This is a genomic window from Turicibacter sp. H121, assembly GCF_001543345.1.
GTDB classification, from domain to species: Bacteria; Bacillota_I; Bacilli_A; order MOL361; family Turicibacteraceae; genus Turicibacter; species Turicibacter bilis.
On the sequence record NZ_CP013476.1, the window covers coordinates 2,098,875 to 2,120,000 of the forward strand.

General features: G+C 34.5%; 28 protein-coding genes and 1 pseudogene. 21 read left to right on the forward strand and 8 right to left on the reverse strand.

The annotated features are described in order from the left end of the window. The first annotated feature begins 24 nt into the window (after positions 1-24). The 13 genes from AT726_RS10000 (at position 25) to AT726_RS10055 (ending at position 8,424) form a co-directional block, all read left to right on the forward strand. Positions 25-237 carry a helix-turn-helix domain-containing protein gene (locus tag AT726_RS10000; protein WP_055241147.1) on the forward strand — a complete coding sequence of 71 codons (213 nt, stop codon included), beginning with the start codon at positions 25-27 and terminating at the stop codon, positions 235-237. A gap of 125 nt (positions 238-362) precedes the next feature. Continuing rightward, positions 363-560 (forward strand): hypothetical protein, encoded by a 198-nt coding sequence (locus tag AT726_RS10005; RefSeq protein ID WP_055276373.1) that lies wholly within the window; start codon positions 363-365, stop codon positions 558-560. A gap of 574 nt (positions 561-1,134) precedes the next feature. Further along, complete coding sequence (locus tag AT726_RS10010; protein ID WP_055276375.1) at positions 1,135-2,226, forward strand: exonuclease domain-containing protein; 1,092 nt, start codon at positions 1,135-1,137, stop codon at positions 2,224-2,226. A 144-nt stretch (positions 2,227-2,370) separates the two neighbouring features. Then, positions 2,371-3,372, forward strand: a complete 1,002-nt coding sequence (locus tag AT726_RS10015) for a GerMN domain-containing protein (RefSeq protein WP_055276377.1) — start codon at positions 2,371-2,373, stop codon at positions 3,370-3,372. A 56-nt stretch (positions 3,373-3,428) separates the two neighbouring features. Continuing rightward, on the forward strand, positions 3,429-4,139 hold the full coding sequence (gene rph, locus AT726_RS10020) for a ribonuclease PH (protein WP_055241139.1): 711 nt from the start codon (positions 3,429-3,431) through the stop codon (positions 4,137-4,139). A 12-nt stretch (positions 4,140-4,151) separates the two neighbouring features. Further along, the gene (locus AT726_RS10025; RefSeq protein ID WP_055241137.1) at positions 4,152-4,745 is read left to right on the forward strand and encodes an XTP/dITP diphosphatase; all 594 of its coding nucleotides are present in this window, start codon (positions 4,152-4,154) and stop codon (positions 4,743-4,745) included. 11 nt (positions 4,746-4,756) lie between these two features. Beyond that, a complete protein-coding gene (locus AT726_RS10030; RefSeq protein WP_055276379.1) occupies positions 4,757-5,266 on the forward strand; it encodes a YfcE family phosphodiesterase in 510 nt (169 codons plus the stop codon). Between the two features lie 20 nt (positions 5,267-5,286). Next, a complete protein-coding gene (locus tag AT726_RS10035) occupies positions 5,287-6,213 on the forward strand; it encodes a tetratricopeptide repeat protein (RefSeq protein ID WP_055276382.1) in 927 nt (308 codons plus the stop codon). A gap of 120 nt (positions 6,214-6,333) precedes the next feature. Continuing rightward, positions 6,334-6,477, forward strand: a complete 144-nt coding sequence (locus tag AT726_RS13250) for a hypothetical protein (RefSeq protein WP_237252530.1) — start codon at positions 6,334-6,336, stop codon at positions 6,475-6,477. 93 nt (positions 6,478-6,570) lie between these two features. Continuing rightward, positions 6,571-6,789 (forward strand): GNAT family N-acetyltransferase, encoded by a 219-nt coding sequence (locus tag AT726_RS13255; RefSeq protein ID WP_237297249.1) that lies wholly within the window; start codon positions 6,571-6,573, stop codon positions 6,787-6,789. Positions 6,790-6,931: 142 nt separating this feature from the next. Then, positions 6,932-7,420, forward strand: a complete 489-nt coding sequence (locus tag AT726_RS10045; protein WP_055276383.1) for an NUDIX hydrolase — start codon at positions 6,932-6,934, stop codon at positions 7,418-7,420. Positions 7,421-7,503: 83 nt separating this feature from the next. Continuing rightward, on the forward strand, positions 7,504-8,070 hold the full coding sequence (locus AT726_RS10050) for a GNAT family N-acetyltransferase (RefSeq protein WP_068759508.1): 567 nt from the start codon (positions 7,504-7,506) through the stop codon (positions 8,068-8,070). Between the two features lie 15 nt (positions 8,071-8,085). Continuing rightward, on the forward strand, positions 8,086-8,424 hold the full coding sequence (locus AT726_RS10055) for a hypothetical protein (protein WP_055276389.1): 339 nt from the start codon (positions 8,086-8,088) through the stop codon (positions 8,422-8,424). 246 nt (positions 8,425-8,670) lie between these two features. Here the strand turns inward: AT726_RS10055 and pgeF are convergent, their stop codons facing one another. Then, the gene (pgeF, locus tag AT726_RS10060) at positions 8,671-9,486 is read right to left on the reverse strand and encodes a peptidoglycan editing factor PgeF (protein WP_055304987.1); all 816 of its coding nucleotides are present in this window, start codon (positions 9,484-9,486) and stop codon (positions 8,671-8,673) included. Positions 9,487-9,646: 160 nt separating this feature from the next. On the opposite strand from pgeF, the pseudogene AT726_RS13630 reads away from it, so the two are divergent. The 3 genes and pseudogenes from AT726_RS13630 to AT726_RS10075 form a co-directional block, all read left to right on the forward strand. Further along, positions 9,647-10,276: pseudogene (locus AT726_RS13630) on the forward strand (hypothetical protein); the annotation flags it as partial. A gap of 440 nt (positions 10,277-10,716) precedes the next feature. Next, positions 10,717-11,385, forward strand: a complete 669-nt coding sequence (locus tag AT726_RS10070) for a potassium channel family protein (protein ID WP_055241118.1) — start codon at positions 10,717-10,719, stop codon at positions 11,383-11,385. Positions 11,386-11,757: 372 nt separating this feature from the next. Next, positions 11,758-12,372, forward strand: a complete 615-nt coding sequence (locus AT726_RS10075) for a hypothetical protein (RefSeq protein WP_055241116.1) — start codon at positions 11,758-11,760, stop codon at positions 12,370-12,372. A 96-nt stretch (positions 12,373-12,468) separates the two neighbouring features. Here AT726_RS10075 and rnjA read toward each other — a convergent pair whose 3' ends face one another. Next, on the reverse strand, positions 12,469-14,163 hold the full coding sequence (rnjA, locus tag AT726_RS10080; protein WP_055241114.1) for a ribonuclease J1: 1,695 nt from the start codon (positions 14,161-14,163) through the stop codon (positions 12,469-12,471). Positions 14,164-14,487: 324 nt separating this feature from the next. Between rnjA and AT726_RS10085 the strand changes: the two genes are divergently transcribed. Next, on the forward strand, positions 14,488-15,258 hold the full coding sequence (locus tag AT726_RS10085) for a Cof-type HAD-IIB family hydrolase (RefSeq protein ID WP_055241112.1): 771 nt from the start codon (positions 14,488-14,490) through the stop codon (positions 15,256-15,258). Positions 15,259-15,293: 35 nt separating this feature from the next. Continuing rightward, the gene (locus AT726_RS10090) at positions 15,294-16,631 is read left to right on the forward strand and encodes a tetratricopeptide repeat protein (protein WP_055276393.1); all 1,338 of its coding nucleotides are present in this window, start codon (positions 15,294-15,296) and stop codon (positions 16,629-16,631) included. Positions 16,632-16,660: 29 nt separating this feature from the next. Here AT726_RS10090 and def read toward each other — a convergent pair whose 3' ends face one another. The 6 genes from def to AT726_RS10115 form a co-directional block, all read right to left on the reverse strand. Beyond that, the gene (gene def / locus AT726_RS10095) at positions 16,661-17,215 is read right to left on the reverse strand and encodes a peptide deformylase (protein ID WP_055241108.1); all 555 of its coding nucleotides are present in this window, start codon (positions 17,213-17,215) and stop codon (positions 16,661-16,663) included. A 159-nt stretch (positions 17,216-17,374) separates the two neighbouring features. After that, on the reverse strand, positions 17,375-17,470 hold the full coding sequence (locus tag AT726_RS12625; RefSeq protein WP_082411225.1) for a YjcZ family sporulation protein: 96 nt from the start codon (positions 17,468-17,470) through the stop codon (positions 17,375-17,377). Positions 17,471-17,566: 96 nt separating this feature from the next. Next, positions 17,567-17,782 (reverse strand): hypothetical protein, encoded by a 216-nt coding sequence (locus tag AT726_RS10100; protein ID WP_055276395.1) that lies wholly within the window; start codon positions 17,780-17,782, stop codon positions 17,567-17,569. Between the two features lie 144 nt (positions 17,783-17,926). Further along, entirely contained in the window at positions 17,927-18,121 is a 195-nt protein-coding gene (locus AT726_RS10105; RefSeq protein ID WP_068759509.1) for a sporulation protein YjcZ, read from the reverse strand. Positions 18,122-18,293: 172 nt separating this feature from the next. Further along, a complete protein-coding gene (gene yjcZ, locus AT726_RS13475; protein WP_055241101.1) occupies positions 18,294-18,488 on the reverse strand; it encodes a sporulation protein YjcZ in 195 nt (64 codons plus the stop codon). Between the two features lie 113 nt (positions 18,489-18,601). Further along, a complete protein-coding gene (locus AT726_RS10115; protein ID WP_055276398.1) occupies positions 18,602-18,817 on the reverse strand; it encodes a YjcZ family sporulation protein in 216 nt (71 codons plus the stop codon). Between the two features lie 169 nt (positions 18,818-18,986). On the opposite strand from AT726_RS10115, the gene AT726_RS10120 reads away from it, so the two are divergent. From AT726_RS10120 to AT726_RS10130, 3 genes are all read left to right on the forward strand, one after another. Continuing rightward, positions 18,987-20,267 carry an FtsW/RodA/SpoVE family cell cycle protein gene (locus AT726_RS10120; RefSeq protein WP_055241097.1) on the forward strand — a complete coding sequence of 427 codons (1,281 nt, stop codon included), beginning with the start codon at positions 18,987-18,989 and terminating at the stop codon, positions 20,265-20,267. A gap of 152 nt (positions 20,268-20,419) precedes the next feature. Continuing rightward, positions 20,420-20,884 carry a spore coat protein YlbD gene (gene ylbD, locus AT726_RS10125; protein ID WP_055276400.1) on the forward strand — a complete coding sequence of 155 codons (465 nt, stop codon included), beginning with the start codon at positions 20,420-20,422 and terminating at the stop codon, positions 20,882-20,884. A gap of 11 nt (positions 20,885-20,895) precedes the next feature. Then, positions 20,896-21,117 carry a YlbE-like family protein gene (locus AT726_RS10130; RefSeq protein WP_055241093.1) on the forward strand — a complete coding sequence of 74 codons (222 nt, stop codon included), beginning with the start codon at positions 20,896-20,898 and terminating at the stop codon, positions 21,115-21,117. Positions 21,118-21,126 lie beyond the last annotated feature (9 nt).

A 21,126-nucleotide genomic window follows, 5' to 3' on the forward strand; every position in this document is an offset into this window, starting at 1 on the left:
TCAAAAGAATAGGGGGTAGAAAGGTTGAACAAAGGTCAGTCAATTTTAACGAAGAGAGAACAAGAAATTTTCGACTTACTCGTTCACAATATGACTACGGGTGAAATTGCTGAGGAGTTGAAAATTAGCGAAAAAACGGTTAGAAATCATATTTCAAATGTGATCTTAAAACTTAACGTCAAAGGACGCTCACAGGCGATTATTGAGCTATTAAGATTGGGTGTCATTAAACTATAAAAATCACCACCTTTAAAGGTGGTTTTTTTACGTATTTTTATATCAAGTCATTATTAGTTATTCGATTGTTGCTTAGGTAAGTGTATGATAAAATAAGGTTATCATTGTTAGGTGGAGGAATTTTAATGACGTTGGGACAGTTTTTTCAATTATTAAGTCTAGTGATGCTTGTTGTTATTTTAGGACTTGGAAATCAAATGGTGACATGTATTGCGCTTCATATCATTTTGATTGTATTTTTATATGGATTCGGTGTGCTACTCGATCGAATGAAACAAATTTTAGATTTATTAAAACAACAGCAAACTAGTAATGGTCAATAGTTATCACTGTTTTAATTTTTTATAAAAGATGGGTTGGGAGGTGCTAGCCAGTCATAAAGCTAATTATTCAAAGCATATAATAGATTATTAATCAACAAATGCTATCCCTTTTTGAAATAGATGAGCTTCATGGAATGACGACTAGATTTAGGAGTTAAATGTGGTAGTTATTGTAGGTTAAGCTTTGAAATCATCAGCCAGATTTAAAATTTTATCTATATGTAAAGCGAAAAAACTAGATATTTCAAGTTAAGCTTATTTCTTAAAATACTTGGATATTAAGACGGACTATAGTAACGATGGATCATGGACCATTTCTAACCGAAATGAATCCACCACTGATAGGGCTTAAAATTTTCCCTATAGAAAATTTATCGTGACGTATATAAATTTACGTCATTAATGACGTCGAAAAAAATGATTACTCAGAGGTTGTGAGAATATAAAAAAATAATGTGCGAGTAGATTAAAGGGAGAAAGTGTATTATAATAATATAGAATGATGAAGATTTAAACTTCAGTAATTTTAAAGAAAAAAGTTTAAGGCATCATGTAGATATGATGAAACTGTTTGATGGAAGTGGTCAGAATGCTCGGACATACCGGAGTGATTTTAAAAATAAATTTAGACGAACATAAAATCTTAATGAATGAGACGTGGTTTTCATTCGACCCTAAGCTAACGGTATCAACGTCCATGATTGGACAGTCCGTGCAATATAGCTTAAGTGGGAAGAAGAAAATTAATCATCTTGAGTTAACGATGCAAAAATGTAAAGAATTAAAAGGGAAAATTCAATCATTGAATTTATCGATTCCGCGTATTTCGTTACATACAGGTGGGCAATTGATTCATTTTTATATTACGCCCAAACATTTTAATGTTATTAAATATCAATATAAACCTGGAGATTTTCTTCAGTTTACGTATAACCCAATGGAATTCAAAATTGGAAAATCTAGTTATTTTGCGATTACAGCGATTAAAAACGAAAATCGTAAGAAAGCTGAAAATCCTCAAGTTATTAAGCACGAATTAAGACAAACAATTAATACGTTATTAGATTCGAACTATTATGCCTTTTTAGATTTAGAGTTTTCGATGAGTGGTCCTGAATACCGAGGGATGAAGTTTCACCCTGAAATTATTCAATTCGGTTTAATCATTGCAGATGCAGAAGGAAATCTAGTAGAGAAATTCTCTGCTTATGTGAAACCAACCTTATTCCCGCATGTTTCAGGAAAAACACAAGAATTCTTAAAAATTACCGAATCAGCGATAGCTTATGGAATGAGCTATCAAGACTTCTATGATTATATTAAAGAAGTTATTGCACGATATAACCCAATCTTCTTGGTTTGGGGAGTTTCAGATGGTTTCATTCTAGAAAACTCTTATTTATTAAATCAGGTTGAGCCTTTATTTGAAACCGATCAACTTATTGATTTACAACGTGTTCATCGACAATATTACCAAATTGGTCAAGATATTGGACTATATAATGCCATTAAAAGTTATGAAATTTTTACGGGGACACAAATTCATGATGCGATTGTGGATGCGCTTGTTTTACATAATATTTTTTATAAATTTAAATCAATTATTTTATCGAATGAGAAATATCCATTTAAAGAAAACTATCAAAATATCATGAATAATCGCTAACCATGCAACGAACAAGATAATTTTTATCGAATGATTTAAAGAATTGACATCTATTCTCGACTCTTTAGATAACTTGCGGTAAAGGTTATCTTTTTTTTTACCCCTTCATATAGTAGCTATATATTTAAGAAGAGGTGAAAAGAAATGGAAACGAAATGGGTAAAAAAATTAACATTACCAGTCCTCGCAATGTTGTTTATTTATTATGCTAGTAGATCTGAAGATCCTGCAGCAAGAAACCTAGTCAATACGATGAGTGAACAAACATCGCAAGAACAAATCGTCTATTCGTCAGAAGAGTATTATGCAGTTTATGCCTTACATGAGTCAGACAATCTTGTCAAAACATACGTAAAAAAAGGTGAAGAAAGTAATCCAATTCAAGCAATATTTGAAATCTTAACAACTAAATCAAATCAGCTGCCTGTTGGAACCACTTCTTTAGTCTCACCTACGGCTACTTTAAATGATTACCACTTAGAAAATGGGGTCCTGACACTGAATGTCTCACCGGAATTTTTAGATTATACAGCTGATGAAGAACAAGATTTGTTATCTTCTCTTGTTTGGACGTATACTGAATTAGTTGATGTCGATAAAGTGAAGTTTGAGATTGATGGGGAACCTGTGTCTAATTTAAATGGAACATTGCCAGTCAGTCGTGGACTTGACCGATCAATGGGAATTAATTTAGAATTAGATACAACAAACTTTGATGAAACGCAGCTTGTGACGCTTTATTTTGTAACAGATGATAGTAAAGATGGATTGCTAGTTCCAGTCACACGTCTTATTCCAGCTTCAACTGATCCAGTTACTTATGCTATCTCTGCTTTAATTCAAGGGCCTGTGAATCAAAATTATGTGAGTGTTTTTGATCAAGAGACGACATTATTGAGTGATCCAGTCATTAGTGATGGATTAGTTTCATTAAATTTCAGTTCTGAGTTATACTATGACAGTCAACAAACAAAAGTTTCATCAACGATGTTAAAACAATTGGTGATGACATTAACGGAATTAGATGATATTGAAATGGTTTCGGTTTCAATCAACGGAAACATTAAAGTGATGGATGAGGTAGATCATTCTATTGCGGTACCAACGAGTCGATTCGATTTTGAATCATTAATTGAAGCCCAATAAAAAAGAGATTATGTTATAATAGGGGATGAAAGTTTTAATCAAGTAAGGTGATAAATATGAGAGCAAACGAACGTAAGAATAATGAACTAAGATCGGTAGAATTTATTCCCCATTATATAATTAATCCTGAAGGAGCCGTCCTTGTCTCATTCGGAAATACAAAAGTAATCTGTACGGCAACCATTGAACATAAGTTACCGCCATTTATGCGTGGACAAGGAAAAGGTTGGATTACAGCTGAATATTCAATGTTACCACGCGCAACTAATACACGTAATATTCGTGAAGCAGCACGCGGAAAAGTGAGTGGCCGTACGATGGAAATCCAACGTTTAATTGGTCGCTCACTTCGTGCAGCTGTTGATTTAGAAAAATTAGGAGAACGTACAATTTGGATTGATTGTGATGTGATTCAAGCCGATGGTGGAACACGTACTGCATCGATTACAGGAGCAATGGTAGCGATGAAATTAGCCTTTGATAAATTAGTGGCTGATGGAACGATTGCTGAGTCCCCATTAAAAGAATATTTAGCCGCCATTTCGGTTGGAATTTTAAATGGTGAAGTCATTTTAGATTTAAATTATGAAGAAGATTCAGCAGCTGAAGTGGATATGAACGTGATTATGACAGAAAGTGGTCAATTTGTTGAAATTCAAGGAACAGGTGAGGAAGCAACGTATTCTCATGCACAGTTACTTGAAATGTTAGACGTAGCAAGTCAAGGAATTCAACAATTAATCGCGATGCAAAAACAAATTAGCTAAGGAGTCTAGAGAATGAAAGAAGTTATTATTGCTACTAAAAATGCTGGAAAAGCTAAAGAATTTGAACACATTTTCAGTCAATATCATATTACTGTCAAATCGTTACTTGATTTTGAAGAAATCGAAGATATCGTAGAAGACGGAGAAACGTTTGAAGAGAATGCCTTAATTAAGGCGCGTGCAATTGCGAAACAATTTAATCAAGTTGTGATTGCTGATGATTCAGGTTTAGAAGTCGATGCACTTCATGGACGTCCTGGCGTTTATAGTGCGCGTTATGCAGGAGAAGGCCGCGATGATCAAGCGAATATTAAAAAAGTATTAAGTGAGTTAGAAGGTATTCCAACTGAACAACGTGGGGCTCGCTTTGTTTGTGCATTAGCTTTAGTGACACCTGAAGGAGAGGAGTCAGTCGTTCGTGGAACGTGTGAAGGACAAATCTTGACAGAGTGTTTAGGAAGTGAAGGGTTCGGATACGATCCAATCTTCTACTTACCGGAACTTGAAAAGACAATGGCACAAATTCCGAAGCATCAAAAGAATGTATTAAGCCATCGTGCGGATGCCTTTGCGAAATTACAAACTATTTTAATGAATTTAGTGTAGAGGGATGAGCCATGAAAATCGTAGTTGTTAGTGATAGTCATGCGGATGTAAAAAGTTTAAAACTCATTCGTGAGCGCCATTTACACGACGCAGATTTATTTATTCATTGTGGAGATTCTCAGCTCATGAGTAATCATCCGGACATTCAAGGTTACTTAACCGTACGTGGAAATTGTGACCTCGATCAGCAGTATCCTCTTCATCGTGTTGAGAAACTCAATCATCGAGAAACCTTATTTATGACACACGGACACCAGTATGATGTTAAATATTCAATGCAACGTCTTTACTATAAAGCTTTAGAAGTTGGAGCTAGCATCGTTTGCTATGGCCACTCTCATTGTATAGGAGCAGAAATGAATGAAGGCATTCTCTTCTTAAATCCCGGAAGTGTCGTTTTACCGCGCAATACAAAAGAGAAGACGTATGCCATTATTACAGCTGAAACTGATGAGTTAGAGGTCATTTATTTAGAGGTAAGCACAGGCGATGCCTTGATTCGCCAAACATTTAATCGTTAAGAAGAAAGGTAGGGGATCTAATGCCAGAACAAACTTACCAATACTATTTAAATCAAAAAACAGTGGCTGCACACTATTTAGAGCTCGGGAATGTTTCAAAAGCATTAGAACATTTTATTAATGCCTACCAAACACCCTTTGGAATAGAGGATTTAGATTTAATGCTTGAATTAGCTTTTTTATATGATGAAGTTGATGAGCAGAAAAACGCCATTCAGCTCTTTTATGACATGATTAAATTAGATCCAGAGTTTCCAACCTCTTATTATGGATTAGCGACGATTTATGATGATAATGAAGATTATGAGAAAGCCATTTATTACTACAAAAAAACAATTGAACTTGATCCGAATTATGAAGCTGCACATTTTTTCTTAGCTAATATCTATGATGAATTAGGAGAAAATGAAAAAGCTATTTATCATTATGAGAAAACGATTGAAATTGAGCCAGCCTACTATTATGCCTATATTAACTTAGGATGTATCTATGAGGCTGAAGATAAAAACTTAAAAGCTTATCATTATTTCTATCGTGCGCATCAAGTCGATCCAGCCGATTACATGGCACTGTTTAATTTAGGTGTGGCCTGCCGAAAATTAGGACAAATTAAAGAATCTATTCGCTATTATCGTAAATCATTAAACAGCAATCCAGAGTATTCATTTACATACTTAAATTTAGCTATTTTATATAAAGAAGTATTTGAAGATTATCAAGAGAGTATCGCGTTATATACCGAGGGGATTAAATATAATCCTGAGGTTTCAGTTCTTTATTATAACCGTGCGTGTTGCTATGCCCTATTACACGAGAATGAAAAGGCGTTAGAAGATATTAAATTTTCAACTCAATTAAGTCCTAGTTTAATTGAGTATATGAAAACAGATAATGAATTGGCTGACATTAGACAAATGCCAGAATATCAAGCGATTTACAACGAATAACAAAAAAGACAGCTCCTTCTGCAGCGGGAGCTGTCTTTTTTATGTTAAGTTTAAATAATAGGTGTGGATAAGTTTGAGGGCGTATAGTAAAATAAGGAATCTACTGAAGGGGGAGATTTTATGAAACTTAAACAAACCGAATTAACAGAAGAGTTCGCGAAGCAAATTTGTACTTGGTGCTATGAAGCACCTTACGATCTTTATAATTTATCATCATGGGAAGAGATGTGTGAGGAAGGGTGGGTCCAAAGATTAAGATCTTAGGTATCTTCCATTGGTAGGGCTTAAATAATTTGTTTATAAAAGTTAGTTGGTTTTGTCAATTTATTAAATGAAGATGAGCATGTCTTCTTTGGGATTGGTGTTCATCCAGATTACTGCTCGAAGGGAATCGGTCAACAAATTATTGCATTGGCTAAGCAAGAAAGTATCCGTCGTTATGGCCAGAAACCGCTACATCTAGAAGTTCGTACTTGGAATAAACGTGCCATTCGTTGTTATGAAGCTCAAGGATTCAAAATTATCGCTACAAAGACACAAACGACCTCATTAGGAACTGGCGAGTTTTACGAATGAAACTTTATTGAAGCTCTGATTATTAATGAATTAGTCTCATGTTTACACAACGTGACCGTTATCTTAAGTAAAAAAGAAATAATTAGCATTTAAGGATTAACAGAAGAGATGAGATAATAGAATGTTACAGGAGGGGAATAGGATGGATTTAACCTTTAAAACAAAAGAAGGACGCTTTAATTATCGAGTGGCGGGGGTTATGATTCATGAAAATAAACTACTCATCATGAAAGATCATCGTGCTCCTTATTATTATTTACCAGGTGGACGTGTGAACCTTCATGAAACGAGTACATGCGCTATTTTACGCGAAATCAAAGAAGAACTTCAAGTAGAGGGAAAAGTTAATCGTTTGCTTTGGATTCATGAAAACTTTTTTTACGAACAAATATTAAATGAGCCGTTTCATGAAATTTGCTTTTATTACCTTATCGATTTACCAAAAGAATTTTTAGAAAGTAGTCCCAATCATTTTGTAATGGAAGAGCATAAGGATCGGTATTTGTCTTTTGATTGGATACCATTAAGCCGACTTGATCAGGTGATAATTTACCCAGAATTTTTAAAAGAGGCTATTTATCAATTACCAGAAATCCCTAAACATATCATGACTTATGATAAAAAATCATAATAGGTGTGGATAACTTACTGTAATTCACATTATATTCCAAACGTGGTATACTGATTAAAATTATAAAGAGAGAAGGAATGTAAATGTTAGCTCATAAAGGAACACAACGGATTGAAACAGAGCGTCTGGTTTTAAGACCGTTTAAGTTATCCGATGCTAATGATATGTTTAAAAACTGGGCAAGTGATGATGAGGTGACAAAGTATTTGACATGGCCGACGCATTCATCTATTGAAGTTAGCCAAATGATTATTGATTCATGGGTGGCAGCCTATGAAGACAGTCGCTATTATCAATGGGCAATTGAGCTGAAAGAGAATCATCAGGCCATCGGAAGTATTAGTTTAATGAACGTAGATGATGAAAAGGAATGTGGTGAGATAGGATATTGCATTGGACGTCGGTATTGGAACCAAGGAATCGTAACAGAAGCTTTTCAGGCACTCATCCCCTTTTGTTTAAATGAGATTGGCATTGAACGGTTAGTGGCACGTCATGATGTCAATAACCCAGCTTCAGGTCGTGTCATGCAAAAATGTTTTTTAACTTATGAAGGAACACTGCGTAAAGTAGAGAAAAATAGTCAAGGAGAATTTATCGACTGTTGCTACTACTCTATCTTGAAAGATGAGTATCCGTGTTCAAAATAAAAGGAGGGATAACACTTGCAGTGGTGGGGATGGCTTTGCTTTATCATTATGATTGCCTATTCAGGATACCCTGGACGAGTTAGAAAGCTAGAAAATCAAGTGAAGAAATTAAAGCGACAATTAAAGGGAGAGGAGAGTATGTCAAAAATTTTAAATTCATTAATCAATCAAGAGTGTATGATTAAGACAGAAGAGCTGTGGGGAAGTAATGATGGCGTTTATACTATCTTAGAGGCCGATGATGAGTGGGTGAAAATCTCATACACGACTAAAAAAGGTGAACGTAAACTCAAAATTATCCGAATTGAATCAATAGATACTATCGAACTGATTCAAAAAAGTGAATCACTCTAATCTGATAGTTCATTCAGTTTTGGGATGAATTAAAAATTTTATTTAAAGATATGATGATTTTTATAGTCATACTTTTTATTGCTCTATCAAGCTGTTTTACTATTATTTTCATGTTAAGACTCCGTTATTTTTCGATACTTTTTGCGACATATTATCACATTAAGCTAATATATGAAAAATGATCAATAAAATCTTGAACTTTAATTAAATATAACAAAAAAAGACCAACAAAATTGGTCTTTTTAACTATTTTTTCAGGCACATGAAGTTCATCATGCGTCCTGTTTGATTATTTTTACGGAAGCTATAGAATAAATCTTCATCTGTGTAAGTACAATAAGAAGTCATCACGATATTTTCAGCTGGAACCCCTTCGTGAATGGCTTGTTTATAGTTTAATAATTTAGGGTCAAATTTATATTGTCCATTTCCTAATTCAATAAATGTTTCATCCCAACCCTCAACTTTTGATTTTTTCACTTCATTAATCACGGTATCATCCACGCGGTAAGCATCACGCCCAATGCATGGACCAATCGCCACATAAATATCAGTCGCATCAATCTGTTCAACCTCTTTTAAAGTACGTAACATTTCATGCATCATGCCATCTACTGTCCCACGCCATCCTGCATGAGCGACTCCAATTAATTCATGTTTAGGGGCATAGAAGTAAAGAGGAGTACAGTCCGCATAGAACGTCGCTAACACAACGTCTTTTTCTGTTGTATATAATCCATCTGTCGCTTTAATTCCAGATTCAAAACTATGAACACCAGCTCCTAAATCAGCTGATGTCACTTTATGAACAGCGGTTGTATGCATCTGTTCTGCAAATACCCATTTTTCTAATGGCATCTCAATCGCATCAGCAACCACTTGACGATTTTTTAAAACGGCTTCTGGTTCATCTCCAACATGATAAGCAATATTTAAGCCTTCAAATTTATCAATCGATGTTCCACCCTTAATTGTCGTAAATCCAGCAATTAAATTCTCATTTTTATTCATCCATGATTCAATGAACAATAGATTTTCCTTTAAAATAAATGGTTCTTTCATCATATCACCTCATCATTATTATAACAGAGCACAAGAAAAAGATGTAAAAAAAGATAAACTCTTCACATAGATTCCCTTCATTAGGTTAAACTAATAAATAATTAATCATGAAGAGGAATAAAGTTATGAAAAAGAAAAATACAACCTTTGCCGTCATTGGATGCGGACAATTTGGAGGAAGTGTCGTTTCAGAGTTAGCTAGCCAAGGAGCAGACGTCATTGCCATTGATCGAAATGAAGATGTAATAAAAAATATGTCAACATTGCGACACATACTATTGTCTTAGATTCAACCGATGAAGAATCATTAAGAAGCATCGGAATTCGTAATGTTGACCACGTGATTATTGGAATCGGTCAAGATATTCAAGGAAGTATCTTAACAGCTCTTTTATTAAAAGAAATTGGCGTCAATAAAGTAACAGTGAAAGTTGTGAATGATTATCATAAAAAAGTCATCTTAAAGATTGGTGTAGATAACGTCATTCAGCCTGAAAAAGATACTGGGAAGCGTCTCGCACATCAAATGCTTTCAGACCGGATTCTAGATTATATTGTCTTAGCAGATAACTACAGTATCATTGAAATCCTAGCTGTTGGACCAGTGATTGATCATACATTGATAGAATTAAATATTCCCACACGATTTAGGATTAATATTACCGCGATTAAACGCCAAAATAGTATTATCGTTCCACAAGCAAATACCTCAATTATTACTGGTGATAGATTACTTGTTATCGGTGAAAACAAAGATTTAACTGAATTTAATCATTGGTTATTAGATGACTAATCTAAAAAAATAGACTTCCAAATGGAAGTCTATTTTTATTACTACGTTTTTTATCAGATGCTTAAGCACTTTGATTTCATTCACATAGATTGTAGTATAAATCATGTAAGAAAAATAATAATCTATCTCTTTGTTATCTCAATCAGTGATCTACGGTTAAATCAATGATAAACTAAAAGATAGGTAACTAATCGCCAATTGGCACATATAGTTGAGAGTAAAAGGTGATGATTAGTTTGAAAAAGTGAGCTTGATTAAAGATACTATTTATGCTGCTGATTTAAAACACGCACAAAAACTCTACAATAATAGCATAGAAAAATTCGTCTAATCATGTTAAAATAATCTAGAATATAAAAAATTGATCCGTGGTGATCAAAATAAATCGTCGACCTTCAAGTGAAAAAGGGACGACCAATAATAAAGAGGGATTTTTTATGGACAAGAAAGATACAACATTTGCCGTCATTGGGTGTGGACAATTTGGTGGGAGTGTCGTTGAAGAATTAGCTCGTCAAGGAGCAGACGTCTTAGCGATTGATTGTAATGAAGAAGTGATTAAAAAATATGTTAACATTGCAACACAAGCCATTATTTTAGATTCAACAGATGAGGAAGCATTAAGAAGTATCGGAATTCGTAATATTGACCACGTGATTGTGGGAATTGGGCAAAATATTCAAGCAAGTATCTTAACAGTTTTACTGCTAAAAGAAATTGGTGTGAATAAAGTAACCGTAAAAGTTGTGAATGATTATCATAAAAAAGTAATTTTAAAAATTGGAGCTGACTCAGTCATTCAACCAGAAAAAGATACAGGAAAACGTCTAGCACATCAAATGTTATCCGACTTTGTTTTAGATTATTTAGTGCTATCAGATACCTATAGTATCGTTGAATTACTAGCAGCGGGACCTATCATTGGTCAAACCTTAATTGATTTAAATATTCCTCAACGTTTTGGTATCAACATTGCTGCTATTAAACGTAACTATAACATCGTCGTTCCACAAGCGAACACAGAAATTAAAGAAGGCGATGTCTTATTAGTCATTGGAGAAAATAAAGATATCAGTGAATTTGATCACTGGCTTTTGCATAGCTAAAAGAGTTCATTTATGGACTCTTTTTTTACTCTCTATGTTAAAACACAAACAAGTGGTTAATTGATATTATTGTGGATCAATTTAATCGAATAAAAACATAATAGAGCCTTTAATTAAAGCACTTGTTCATTGCACCCGCTACTAATTTATCCTTTTTAGTTAATCAACAACTCATCCATTCATTTGATAGCGCACATTAGTTCATCTTCTTCTAATCTAGGAGCATTTAAAGTTTATCAAAATTATGAATATGGTGTGGAAAAAAAGTGAAAAATATATACTGTACACAAAAAAATAAAGAACTAACAAGCAGATTATGATATACTAACTTCATTATCAAAATTAGTTTCAAGATTCAAGCGAGGGATAGATATGACATTCAAAAAAGTAGGCTTAATGGTTTCAGCATTACTTGTCACAGTAGGATTAGCTGGGTGTGGAGCAGCCAATTTACCAGAAGGTGACGTTAAAATCGTGAATCAAGAAGTATCAGGAGTTATTGGATTATTATTAGAGTCAGCAGATTATGGACCAAACCAAAGTACTGTTGCATCCATGCTTTTACCAACTGGATCATCTTATGACATTAACATGACAGTTGAACAATATGAAAATGGTGAATTAGTCAATACGATTGATATTCCGACGTATACAACAGAAACAATGGAGAAAAACTCAATTGTTCATATGATCTTAAACATCGGACAAGGTGATGTAAAATCAATTTTCTCTATTGCGGAAGTCGATAAAGAAAAAACAACAAACGATAAAAATCCAGAATATAAAGCAGTAAAAACAGATGCACCGGCTATCAACTTTGAAAACCGTGTGGCTATTGAACAATATGGTGGAGCATTAAATCAAGATGTTGTTTTAGCAGCTTATACAACAGGTGGATCAGCTGCCATTAATCTCGAAACATATCAAGATGAGGTGGCAAACTACAATACAGTATCTGTTGTTAAGGCCAATATTACTCAAAAATAAAACAAAAGCGTTGCTATTTTTAGCAACGCTTTTTCTGTTAAAGCTACTTAAAAAACGAAAGAAAAAAGCTCTCACCGAAAGATGAGAGCCTAATGATTAAATCTCCATAATGATTGGTAAAATCATTGGACGACGTTGTGTTTTATTAAATAAGAATGGTGAAACCACATCACAAATCGCTGACTTTAATTCCTCAGTTGAGAAATGTTTTGAAGATTGTAATTTATGTAAAACAACTTCGCGAACAGCAATCTCCGTATTTTTAATTAAATCTTCAGATTCTTTCATATAAACGAATCCACGAGAAACGACATTTGGTCCGTTTAATAAACGTTTTTCAGAGCGTTTAATTGAAACCGCCACAATAACAAGACCATCTTCTGATAAAATTTTACGATCACGGATAATTTCAGTTCCGACATCTCCTAAACCACTATTATCAGTATAAACCGTTCCTGATGGAACACGGCCTGCCAAGCGAGCACCATGTTGATTAAACGCTAAGACTTCACCATTATTCATCACGAAGCAATTCTCTTCAGGAACACCACATTGCATTCCAAGTTGAGCATGGACACTTAACATACGATATTCCCCGTGAATTGGTAAGAAGTATTTTGGACGCATTAAGCTTAACATTAATTTTAACTCTTCTTGTCCTGCATGACCTGATGTATGAATATCCGTTAATGGGCTATGAGTAATAACTTCAGCTCCAGCACGGTATAACGCGTTAATCGTACGACCAACACTTAAAGCATTTCCTGGAATTGGTGAAGATGAGAAAATCACTGTATCACCTGGAATAATTTGAATTTGACGATGTGTTCCATTCGCAATACGAGAAAGCGCAGCTAAAGGCTCCCCTTGAGAACCAGTACATAAAATTGTGACTTCCTCTTGTGGTAAATGCTTAATTTCATTAGCTGAGATAAACGTATCTTCTGGACAATGAATATAACCATATTCTAAACCGATTTTAATTGTGGCTTCCATACTACGACCGAAAATGGCAATTTTACGATTCGTAGCCACACAAGCCTCAACAATCTGTTGAACACGGTGAACGTTTGATGCAAAGGTCGCAATAATAATACGCCCTTTAATCTTTTTAAACGTATCTCCTAAATTCTCTCCAACACGACGTTCAGAAATCGTGAAAATTGGTAATTCACTATTCGTACTATCTGATAAAAGACATAGGACACCTTCTTCACCTAAACGTGCCATTTTAGCATAATCTGCTGGTGGTCCGATTGGGGTAAAGTCGAATTTAAAATCTCCTGTATGAACGATGGTTCCATGAGGTGTTTTAATCGCAATCCCGTAAGAATCTGGAATACTATGATTCGTGCGGAAGAATTCAAATGTAAAGTGTTTTGATTTAATGACCGTTTCAGAATTAAACTCAACAATGTTGGCTTGACGCAATAATTTACGTTCTTCTAATTTATTTTTAATAAGTCCGATTGCTAATTTACCAGCATAAATTTTAGGAAGTTTTAATTGACGTAATAAAAATGGGATCCCACCGATATGATCTTCATGACCATGAGTAATAAATAAACCGACAATTTTATCTTGATTATCAATTAAATATTGATAATCTGGAATCACGTAATCGACTCCTAATAAATAATCTTCAGGGAACTTGATTCCCGCATCAATAATACAAATTTCATCTTTGTACTGAACACAGTACATATTTTTCCCAACTTCACCTAAACCACCAAGTGCGAAAATTGCCACATCATTTGGCTTAAAGTGAGAGCTCTTTTTACGTTGACTCATAGTACACGCCCTCTCATTAAATGTAATTGTTATTTCTTCAAAAAAAATTAATCCATTTTTACGCAAATTAATAGTTCCCTAAAACGTCTCTGGTCCTTAACTTAGTTTGGACATCCTGCTAACATTATAACACGAGATTCATAAAAGGTCGAAAAAATAATCTTCAAATCAAAATCTTATTAAAGTCTACAACCAACATTACTTATTATACCATTACATCGGGTCAATATAACAGATTAGGACTTGAAATTATGTAATAAATTTACTATGATGAATGAAACAGTACAAAATTTTGACATACTAACATGAAGGATGTGAGATAAGATGAAGAAAAGTTTAATTTTATTTGATATCGATGGTACACTCTTACAAAGTGACATCAATCAAATTCCAGTGAGCACGATTGAGGCCATCCAAAAATTAAAAGAAGCAGGACATGAATTAGCCGTTGCTACAGGACGTGCTTTATTTTTAGTAGACGAACGTATTAGACAGTTACCGTTTAGTACATTTGTGACGGCCAATGGACAACATATTACACATCATGGGGAAGTCGTTTATGAAAATGCCATTCCAACTGAAGTTGTTGAAAATTTAATTCAAGAAGCAAATAAATTAGAGATGGTCATTGGATTATTATCAGCCACTCGATCAACTGTCACAGGAATGAATGATGATGTGATTGAATCGTTTAAACGGGTTTCAATGCCATTACCCGAAATCATTGAAAACATTCATCAGAAAGAGGCTATTCTTCAAGCATGGTACTTCTCAGATGATTTCAAGCATCTACCTGAAACATTCAAAAACGACCTTCGTTTCGTTCCTTGGTTAAGTTTTGGAGCTGATATTGTGCCACTAAATGGATCAAAAGCTGAAGGAATTAAACAATTAATCAACCATTTATCAGAGAAGCCAGAACAAATCATTGCTTTTGGCGATGGTCATAACGACATCGAAATGTTACAACTAGCTGACATCGGAGTAGCGATGGGAAATGCAAGCGATGAAGTTAAAGCGCATGCTGACTTTGTCACAAAAAGAATCGATGAAAATGGAATCTATTATGCCTGTGAAACACTAGGTTTATTTTAATACTATATAATAAGGAAAGAAGAGGGCAATTCATCATGAGTGAACCGACGCCATTAGAATACATTGAACAACTATTAGACGAACAACGCTTTGATGAAGCAGAATCCCTGCTTCTCGAGCAACTCGATCGTCAAACAAACCTAGCCGCTGTCTATAATGCGTTAGCCATTATTTCTATTGAATCGTATCAAGATTACAGACGAGCAGAGAAGTATTATCGTCAAGCGATTACCTATCATGAAGATTCACCGACGCTATATTTTAATCTAGCAATTTTATATGAACAATTTTTAAATCAGCCGTTAGAGGCCATCACATGTTATGAAAAAGCGATTGACCTCGACCCGAAGTATGTAGATGCCTATCTCAATTTAGCTGAACTTTGCATTGATTTAAATGATGATGTTGAACTAGCTTTTAAATGTAGCGAAAAAGTAGAGGAGCTTGAGCCCGATCATGCACGTAACTTAAATAACTTAGGCTGTCTTTATATTAAATATAAGCAAGATGCAGAAACTGCTATTCCATACTTTGAAAAATCAGTGAGCTTATCAACGAATCCCGCTACAGCACTGGCCAACTTAGCGGATGCTTACGTTCGTGCTGATCGATTTGATGACGCGAAAGAAGCGTATGAAGAATCACTTCGATTAGAGCCAGACAATACACTCGTTTGTCATAACTATGCCCATATTTTAAGACATCATTTCAAAGCTTATGAAGAAGCTATTGAATATTATCGACAAGCGATTAAACTCGATCCATACTCTTTAGTTTCTTATCATGGGTTACGCTCGTTATATGCCCATGACTTACACGATCCAAAGAGTGGGGTAGAAGTCCTGATTTCAGCCTTACCTTATTTTAAAAATGAAGAAGGGCTTGTATTAGAAATCGCCAATATCTATGATTTTGAATTAGATAACCATAAACAAGCTGTTCACTACTATGAACGCGTCTTAGAGATTAACCCGAATAACCTTTTAGCGCTAAATGCACTCGCTTATTTAAATGTAGAAATTTTTAAAAATTATTTAGCGGCTTTAGATTACTATCTTCGCGTGTTAGAAATTGATGATCAAACACCAAGTACTTATGTGAATATTGGCCATCTTTACTTCTATCACTTATCAGACTATAAATCTGCTAAATTGTATTACTTAAAAGCAGACGCCTTGATTCAAAAACGAGGAACCCCAGTGAAATATGCCGGTGAATTATATTATAACCTGGGGGTAATTTATGAAAATTACTTAGCAGATGACTATCATGCGATGGAGGCTTATGAAAAAGCAGTCTCATATGGAAAAGATAAAAATGCTGAGAAAAAACTAATGACATTATACGTAAAGAAACCACAACGTGTACATTAAAAAAGACCGATGAAACATCGGTCTTTTTTTTAGAATTCTAATGGTTTTGCATTTGGGATTGGTGCTAAAGGTTGATCTTGATTAATACGATCAATGAATAAATGACCATTTAAGTGATCAATTTCATGTTGGAAGACAATTGACACATAATCACGTAAACGGAATTTAATTAGTTGACCTTTCGCATTATACCCTTGAATAGTGATGCGGCGGTAACGAGGAACTAATCCTTCAACCTCACGGTCAACAGATAAACATCCTTCACCCATTGGTAAATAAGTCATTTCTTCTGAGTAGCTAACGATTTTAGGATTAGCTAATGCTAATGAATAAAGTTTTCCTTTTTCATCTTCTGTATGCACAGCAATAATACGCTTATCTAAGTTTAACTGAGGTGCCGCTAAACCAACACTTTCACGTAATTGATACTTTTCAGCAATCTCAGGTGTTTGACTGTTAATAATAAATTGTAGCATGTCATTCATTAATTTAACATCTTCTTTGCTTAACGGGATTGGTACTTCAGTAGCTACTTGTGCTAATGTTGGATGTCCCTCGCGAATAATGTCTTTCATAGTGATCATTAAGAACCCTCCATTCTAACTTAGTTTCTATTATAACAAACAAATAGTTATTTGGCTAATGGGACAAAAAAGGAAATTAAAATAAAACAAAAGAGGTGCCGAAACACCTCTTATTTATCATAATTAATTATCTTTTCCCTTACTCACACTATTAAGAAATTAACGGCAGCAGCAGCATCCGATAATAACAAGTAAAATAAAGAGAACTAGGAAAAATGCACATCCATTACCAAAATTATTTTCTCCACAGCACATTTTACATACCTCCTTGTTTGTAAACCTAATATATAATACGCTGTTTGATTAATTTCGTTCATCATTTCTAATGAATTAGAATGATTCATTTATGAATTAATAGCCACAACCGCATCCGCCGCAACCACAGCCACCACATCCGAAGCCACAACCGCAACCACAGAGGATGATTAGAATAAAGAGAACTAAAATGAAAGCACAGCAACATCCACCGAAACCGCAACCTCCACCACATCCTCCTCCATATCCTGCAACTGGTACGACAGGTACGCAAGGTTGAGCACAGCCATAACCTACTCCATTGTAATACATGAGTAATTCCTCCTTTTTATTTAGGGCTCACTATATCATACGTAAGAGGAAGTAAAAGGTTAGTGCAAACTAAATCATTCAAATAAAAATGATTAAACGGACCAAGTCACTACATGCCCCTCTAAAAGAGGGAGGGGCACTTAATTAGCGCCCACAACCACAGTTGTTATTAAATCCATCGCAACCTCCGCCGTTGAAGCATCCACAACCACAGATGATCGCTAACAAGATGAATAACACTAAGATGAAGGCAAATCCGCCACAACCTCTACCACAGTTATTTAACACTGGTGCTACTGGAGCACAAGGTGCATAGCAATTATATCCATAATTATACATATATATTCTCCTTTCATTCTGTTGACTTCAAGATATCATACGCAAAAATGTCGACAGTGGTTAATAAATTTTAGGAAAAAGACATATTTTTAATCATTGATAAAAATAAAAAGGCTCTCGGAAGAGAGCCTTTACCCCACTATATGTCATTTAACTCAGTGAATTGGATGGATTAGCATCCACAACCGCATCCGCCGTTTCCGCAACCTCCACCGAATCCAAATCCACCACAGCTACAAATGATTGCTAATAAGATGAATAATACTAAGATGAAAGCGAAACCGCAACCTCCGCCATATCCAGCACCTCCACCATAGTTAACTCCAGAATAGCAAGGTGTATAGCAGTTATATCCATAATTATACATTTAAATTTCCTCCTTTAGATGATTACCTCAATATATCATACGTAATACGCTCAAAATGGTTAATATTTTTTATTAATCATTTTTGACGATTCAATCAGTTTACAAAGGATGATTTAGAATCCAAAACCGCAGCCAGTATTGTTTCCACCGAATCCACCACAACATCCGATGATCGCTAATAGAATGAATAATACGAGGATAAGAGCAAAATTGTGACCTCTTCCATTAGCAGTAGGTACTTGATAAGCAACAGGTGCATATCCACCATAACCATATCCACCAATATATCCTCCGTAGTTATAGTTACATCCTGTTCCGTAATTGTACATCATTTATCCCTCCTTCATTCCTGATTACACTGTATTATACGCTCGAATTCAAAGTTGGTTCATGCTAAATACCTAATTGTTGTCGAAAGATAAAGTTTTTTTAAAGCCCTAATCGTGATAGAATATTATTACAGCATATGTAGTTATTTACATTAGGAGGAGAGGTTGGATGAATTTTAAAAAAAATAGAATTAAAAAAAAGCCACTTCAAATATTAAAGGATTATAGTACTGATTTCTTTGAACGTATAAAGGGAATAGATCGAATCACCTTAATTCTAGTCGCCATCTTATTTGGAATAGGTCTAATCATGGTATATAGTATTACGAGTATTTCTATCTATAACGGAGTAAAGGGCGATCCCTCTAATTTATTTATAAAAACATTAATTATGGGGATTGCAGGAATGATAGCAATGTTATGTGTTATAGCGATTCCATATCGTACTTTGAAAAATTTAAGTATATTGGCAGCTATTTTCTGTCCACTTATTTTAGTCGTGACTTTTTTATTTGCAGGAGGATCTGAGAATTCAGATGTAAAGAGTTGGTTCCAAATTGGATCCTTCAAATTACAACCTGCAGAATTTGTAAAGATTGGTATGATCATGGCAGTCGCTTGGTTAGTAGATCATCGTGTGAGAAAAGGAACCTATTATTTAAAAACGTGTAAAGGGATTAATTGGTCTATTACTTGGCAAAGCTTTATTTTTGTCATCTGTTACATTGGATTATGTACTGGTTTAGTCTTAATTCAACCAGATTTCGGATCAGCTCTTATTATTGGATTTATAGGCCTGATTATGTTTTTATCGACAGGGGTTAAATGGAAAGCGTTTAAACCTATCTTTTACTTCGGAGTATGTTTATTAGTAATAGGATTTATCATCATGTCAAAAGTATTTCCTTATCAATTAGAGCGTTTTGCTGTCTGGAAAGATCCATTTAATCATGCTAAAGGGTTCCAAAATGTCATGGGATATACAGCGATTGCTTTAGGTGGAATGACCGGCGTAGGGGTTGGAAATAGTACACAGAAATATGGTTATGTGTTAGAACCTCACAATGATATGATCTCAACGATCTTAGCAGAAGAATTAGGGGTATGGATGATTTTAGTCGTTATGGTCATTTATTTTTTCATTGCGATGCGTTGCTTCTTCACAGCTATCAAGTGTAAAGAGCTCTATGGCTCAATTGCAAGTATTGGTATTGGAGCTATTTTCTTAGTACAACCCCTTATTAACTTAGGTGGAGCAAGTGGAGCATTTCCATTAACTGGGGTAACCTTGCCATTTATTAGTTATGGAGGTTCCAGTTTAGTTTCTCTTTTCATAGGAATTGGTATTTACCTGAATATTTCAATGGAAAGAGCTGCTAAAGAAAAAAAATTAAAAGAGAAAAAGCAACACGATTTAAAAATGAAAGTTGTTCCTTTTCCTAAAGCTTAAATATCTTAATTGCCTTAGTCACAGACTAAGGCTTTTTTCATATGATAATGGTAAGAGGAGGCGATTGTTCTTAAGAATAATCAAATTATAGTCACTTAATAATTGTTAAACTATATATAATATAGTGACTAAGTGTAGCGAGGTGAAATAAAGTGGACAGTCAATTAGATGAATTTAAACAATTCGTGCGTAAATATCCAGGATTAAAATATGATGTTCGAAATGGAAAAGCTACATGGCAATCAATCTATGAAGAATGGTATCTATACGGCGAAGAAGATAGCCAGTGGGAAAAATACAAAGAAGTTCCGAATGAATCTAGTAACTCGACAACGCCAGCTACGAATAATAATAGTAACAACGCAAAAACAAACACCGAAACAAAATCATCCGGTAATAGTACGATGACCGGTGCAGAGATGATGACACAGGCTTTTCAATATCTTCAAAAAATGGATATGAATAAAGTTCAACAAACAATGGGCACCGTTCAAAAATTTATACAAATCTTCCAGTCATTACAAGGTGGTAACAGTGGAGGAGCTGGTGCATCTTTAGGCGCAGCAGCAAGTCAAAGACAATCATTCCCTGGATTATTTTCAAAGTTTGATGATTAGGAGATGAAGATATGGATATTATGTATCAGATTGTAAATAATATTGAACAACGAGACTATATTCGAATGTATCCGTTATGGTATAAGGAGTTAAATCGTAATCCGGAGAGATATCAAGAATTTGTGAATGAGATTGAAACAATAAAAAAACAATCTCAACCAACTAGGCTTCAAAAATTTGAAAAACAACTTAATTTTGCACAATTTATGTTGAAAATGATTAATAATAAATAGATATTTAGG

Bases quoted from the DNA above. Each gene is read 5' to 3' on its own strand.
- AT726_RS10085 (WP_055241112.1), top strand. From the start codon at position 14,488: ATGAAGAAAAGTTTAATTTTATTTGATATCGATGGTACACTCTTACAA.
- rph (WP_055241139.1), top strand. From the start codon at position 3,429: ATGAGAGCAAACGAACGTAAGAATAATGAACTAAGATCGGTAGAATTT.
- AT726_RS10035 (WP_055276382.1), top strand. From the start codon at position 5,287: ATGCCAGAACAAACTTACCAATACTATTTAAATCAAAAAACAGTGGCT.
- AT726_RS10010 (WP_055276375.1), top strand. From the start codon at position 1,135: ATGGAAGTGGTCAGAATGCTCGGACATACCGGAGTGATTTTAAAAATA.
- AT726_RS10070 (WP_055241118.1), top strand. From the start codon at position 10,717: ATGGACAAGAAAGATACAACATTTGCCGTCATTGGGTGTGGACAATTT.
- AT726_RS10120 (WP_055241097.1), top strand. From the start codon at position 18,987: ATGAATTTTAAAAAAAATAGAATTAAAAAAAAGCCACTTCAAATATTA.
- AT726_RS10105 (WP_068759509.1), bottom strand. From the start codon at position 18,121: ATGTATAATTATGGATATAATTGCTATGCACCTTGTGCTCCAGTAGCA.
- def (WP_055241108.1), bottom strand. From the start codon at position 17,215: ATGATCACTATGAAAGACATTATTCGCGAGGGACATCCAACATTAGCA.
- yjcZ (WP_055241101.1), bottom strand. From the start codon at position 18,488: ATGTATAATTATGGATATAACTGCTATACACCTTGCTATTCTGGAGTT.
- AT726_RS10130 (WP_055241093.1), top strand. From the start codon at position 20,896: ATGGATATTATGTATCAGATTGTAAATAATATTGAACAACGAGACTAT.
- AT726_RS10015 (WP_055276377.1), top strand. From the start codon at position 2,371: ATGGAAACGAAATGGGTAAAAAAATTAACATTACCAGTCCTCGCAATG.
- rnjA (WP_055241114.1), bottom strand. From the start codon at position 14,163: ATGAGTCAACGTAAAAAGAGCTCTCACTTTAAGCCAAATGATGTGGCA.
- pgeF (WP_055304987.1), bottom strand. From the start codon at position 9,486: ATGAAAGAACCATTTATTTTAAAGGAAAATCTATTGTTCATTGAATCA.
- AT726_RS10115 (WP_055276398.1), bottom strand. From the start codon at position 18,817: ATGTACAATTACGGAACAGGATGTAACTATAACTACGGAGGATATATT.
- AT726_RS10050 (WP_068759508.1), top strand. From the start codon at position 7,504: ATGTTAGCTCATAAAGGAACACAACGGATTGAAACAGAGCGTCTGGTT.
- AT726_RS10090 (WP_055276393.1), top strand. From the start codon at position 15,294: ATGAGTGAACCGACGCCATTAGAATACATTGAACAACTATTAGACGAA.
- AT726_RS10100 (WP_055276395.1), bottom strand. From the start codon at position 17,782: ATGTATTACAATGGAGTAGGTTATGGCTGTGCTCAACCTTGCGTACCT.
- AT726_RS10075 (WP_055241116.1), top strand. From the start codon at position 11,758: ATGACATTCAAAAAAGTAGGCTTAATGGTTTCAGCATTACTTGTCACA.
- AT726_RS10030 (WP_055276379.1), top strand. From the start codon at position 4,757: ATGAAAATCGTAGTTGTTAGTGATAGTCATGCGGATGTAAAAAGTTTA.
- AT726_RS13250 (WP_237252530.1), top strand. From the start codon at position 6,334: ATGAAACTTAAACAAACCGAATTAACAGAAGAGTTCGCGAAGCAAATT.
- AT726_RS12625 (WP_082411225.1), bottom strand. From the start codon at position 17,470: ATGTGCTGTGGAGAAAATAATTTTGGTAATGGATGTGCATTTTTCCTA.
- AT726_RS10005 (WP_055276373.1), top strand. From the start codon at position 363: ATGACGTTGGGACAGTTTTTTCAATTATTAAGTCTAGTGATGCTTGTT.
- AT726_RS10025 (WP_055241137.1), top strand. From the start codon at position 4,152: ATGAAAGAAGTTATTATTGCTACTAAAAATGCTGGAAAAGCTAAAGAA.
- AT726_RS10045 (WP_055276383.1), top strand. From the start codon at position 6,932: ATGGATTTAACCTTTAAAACAAAAGAAGGACGCTTTAATTATCGAGTG.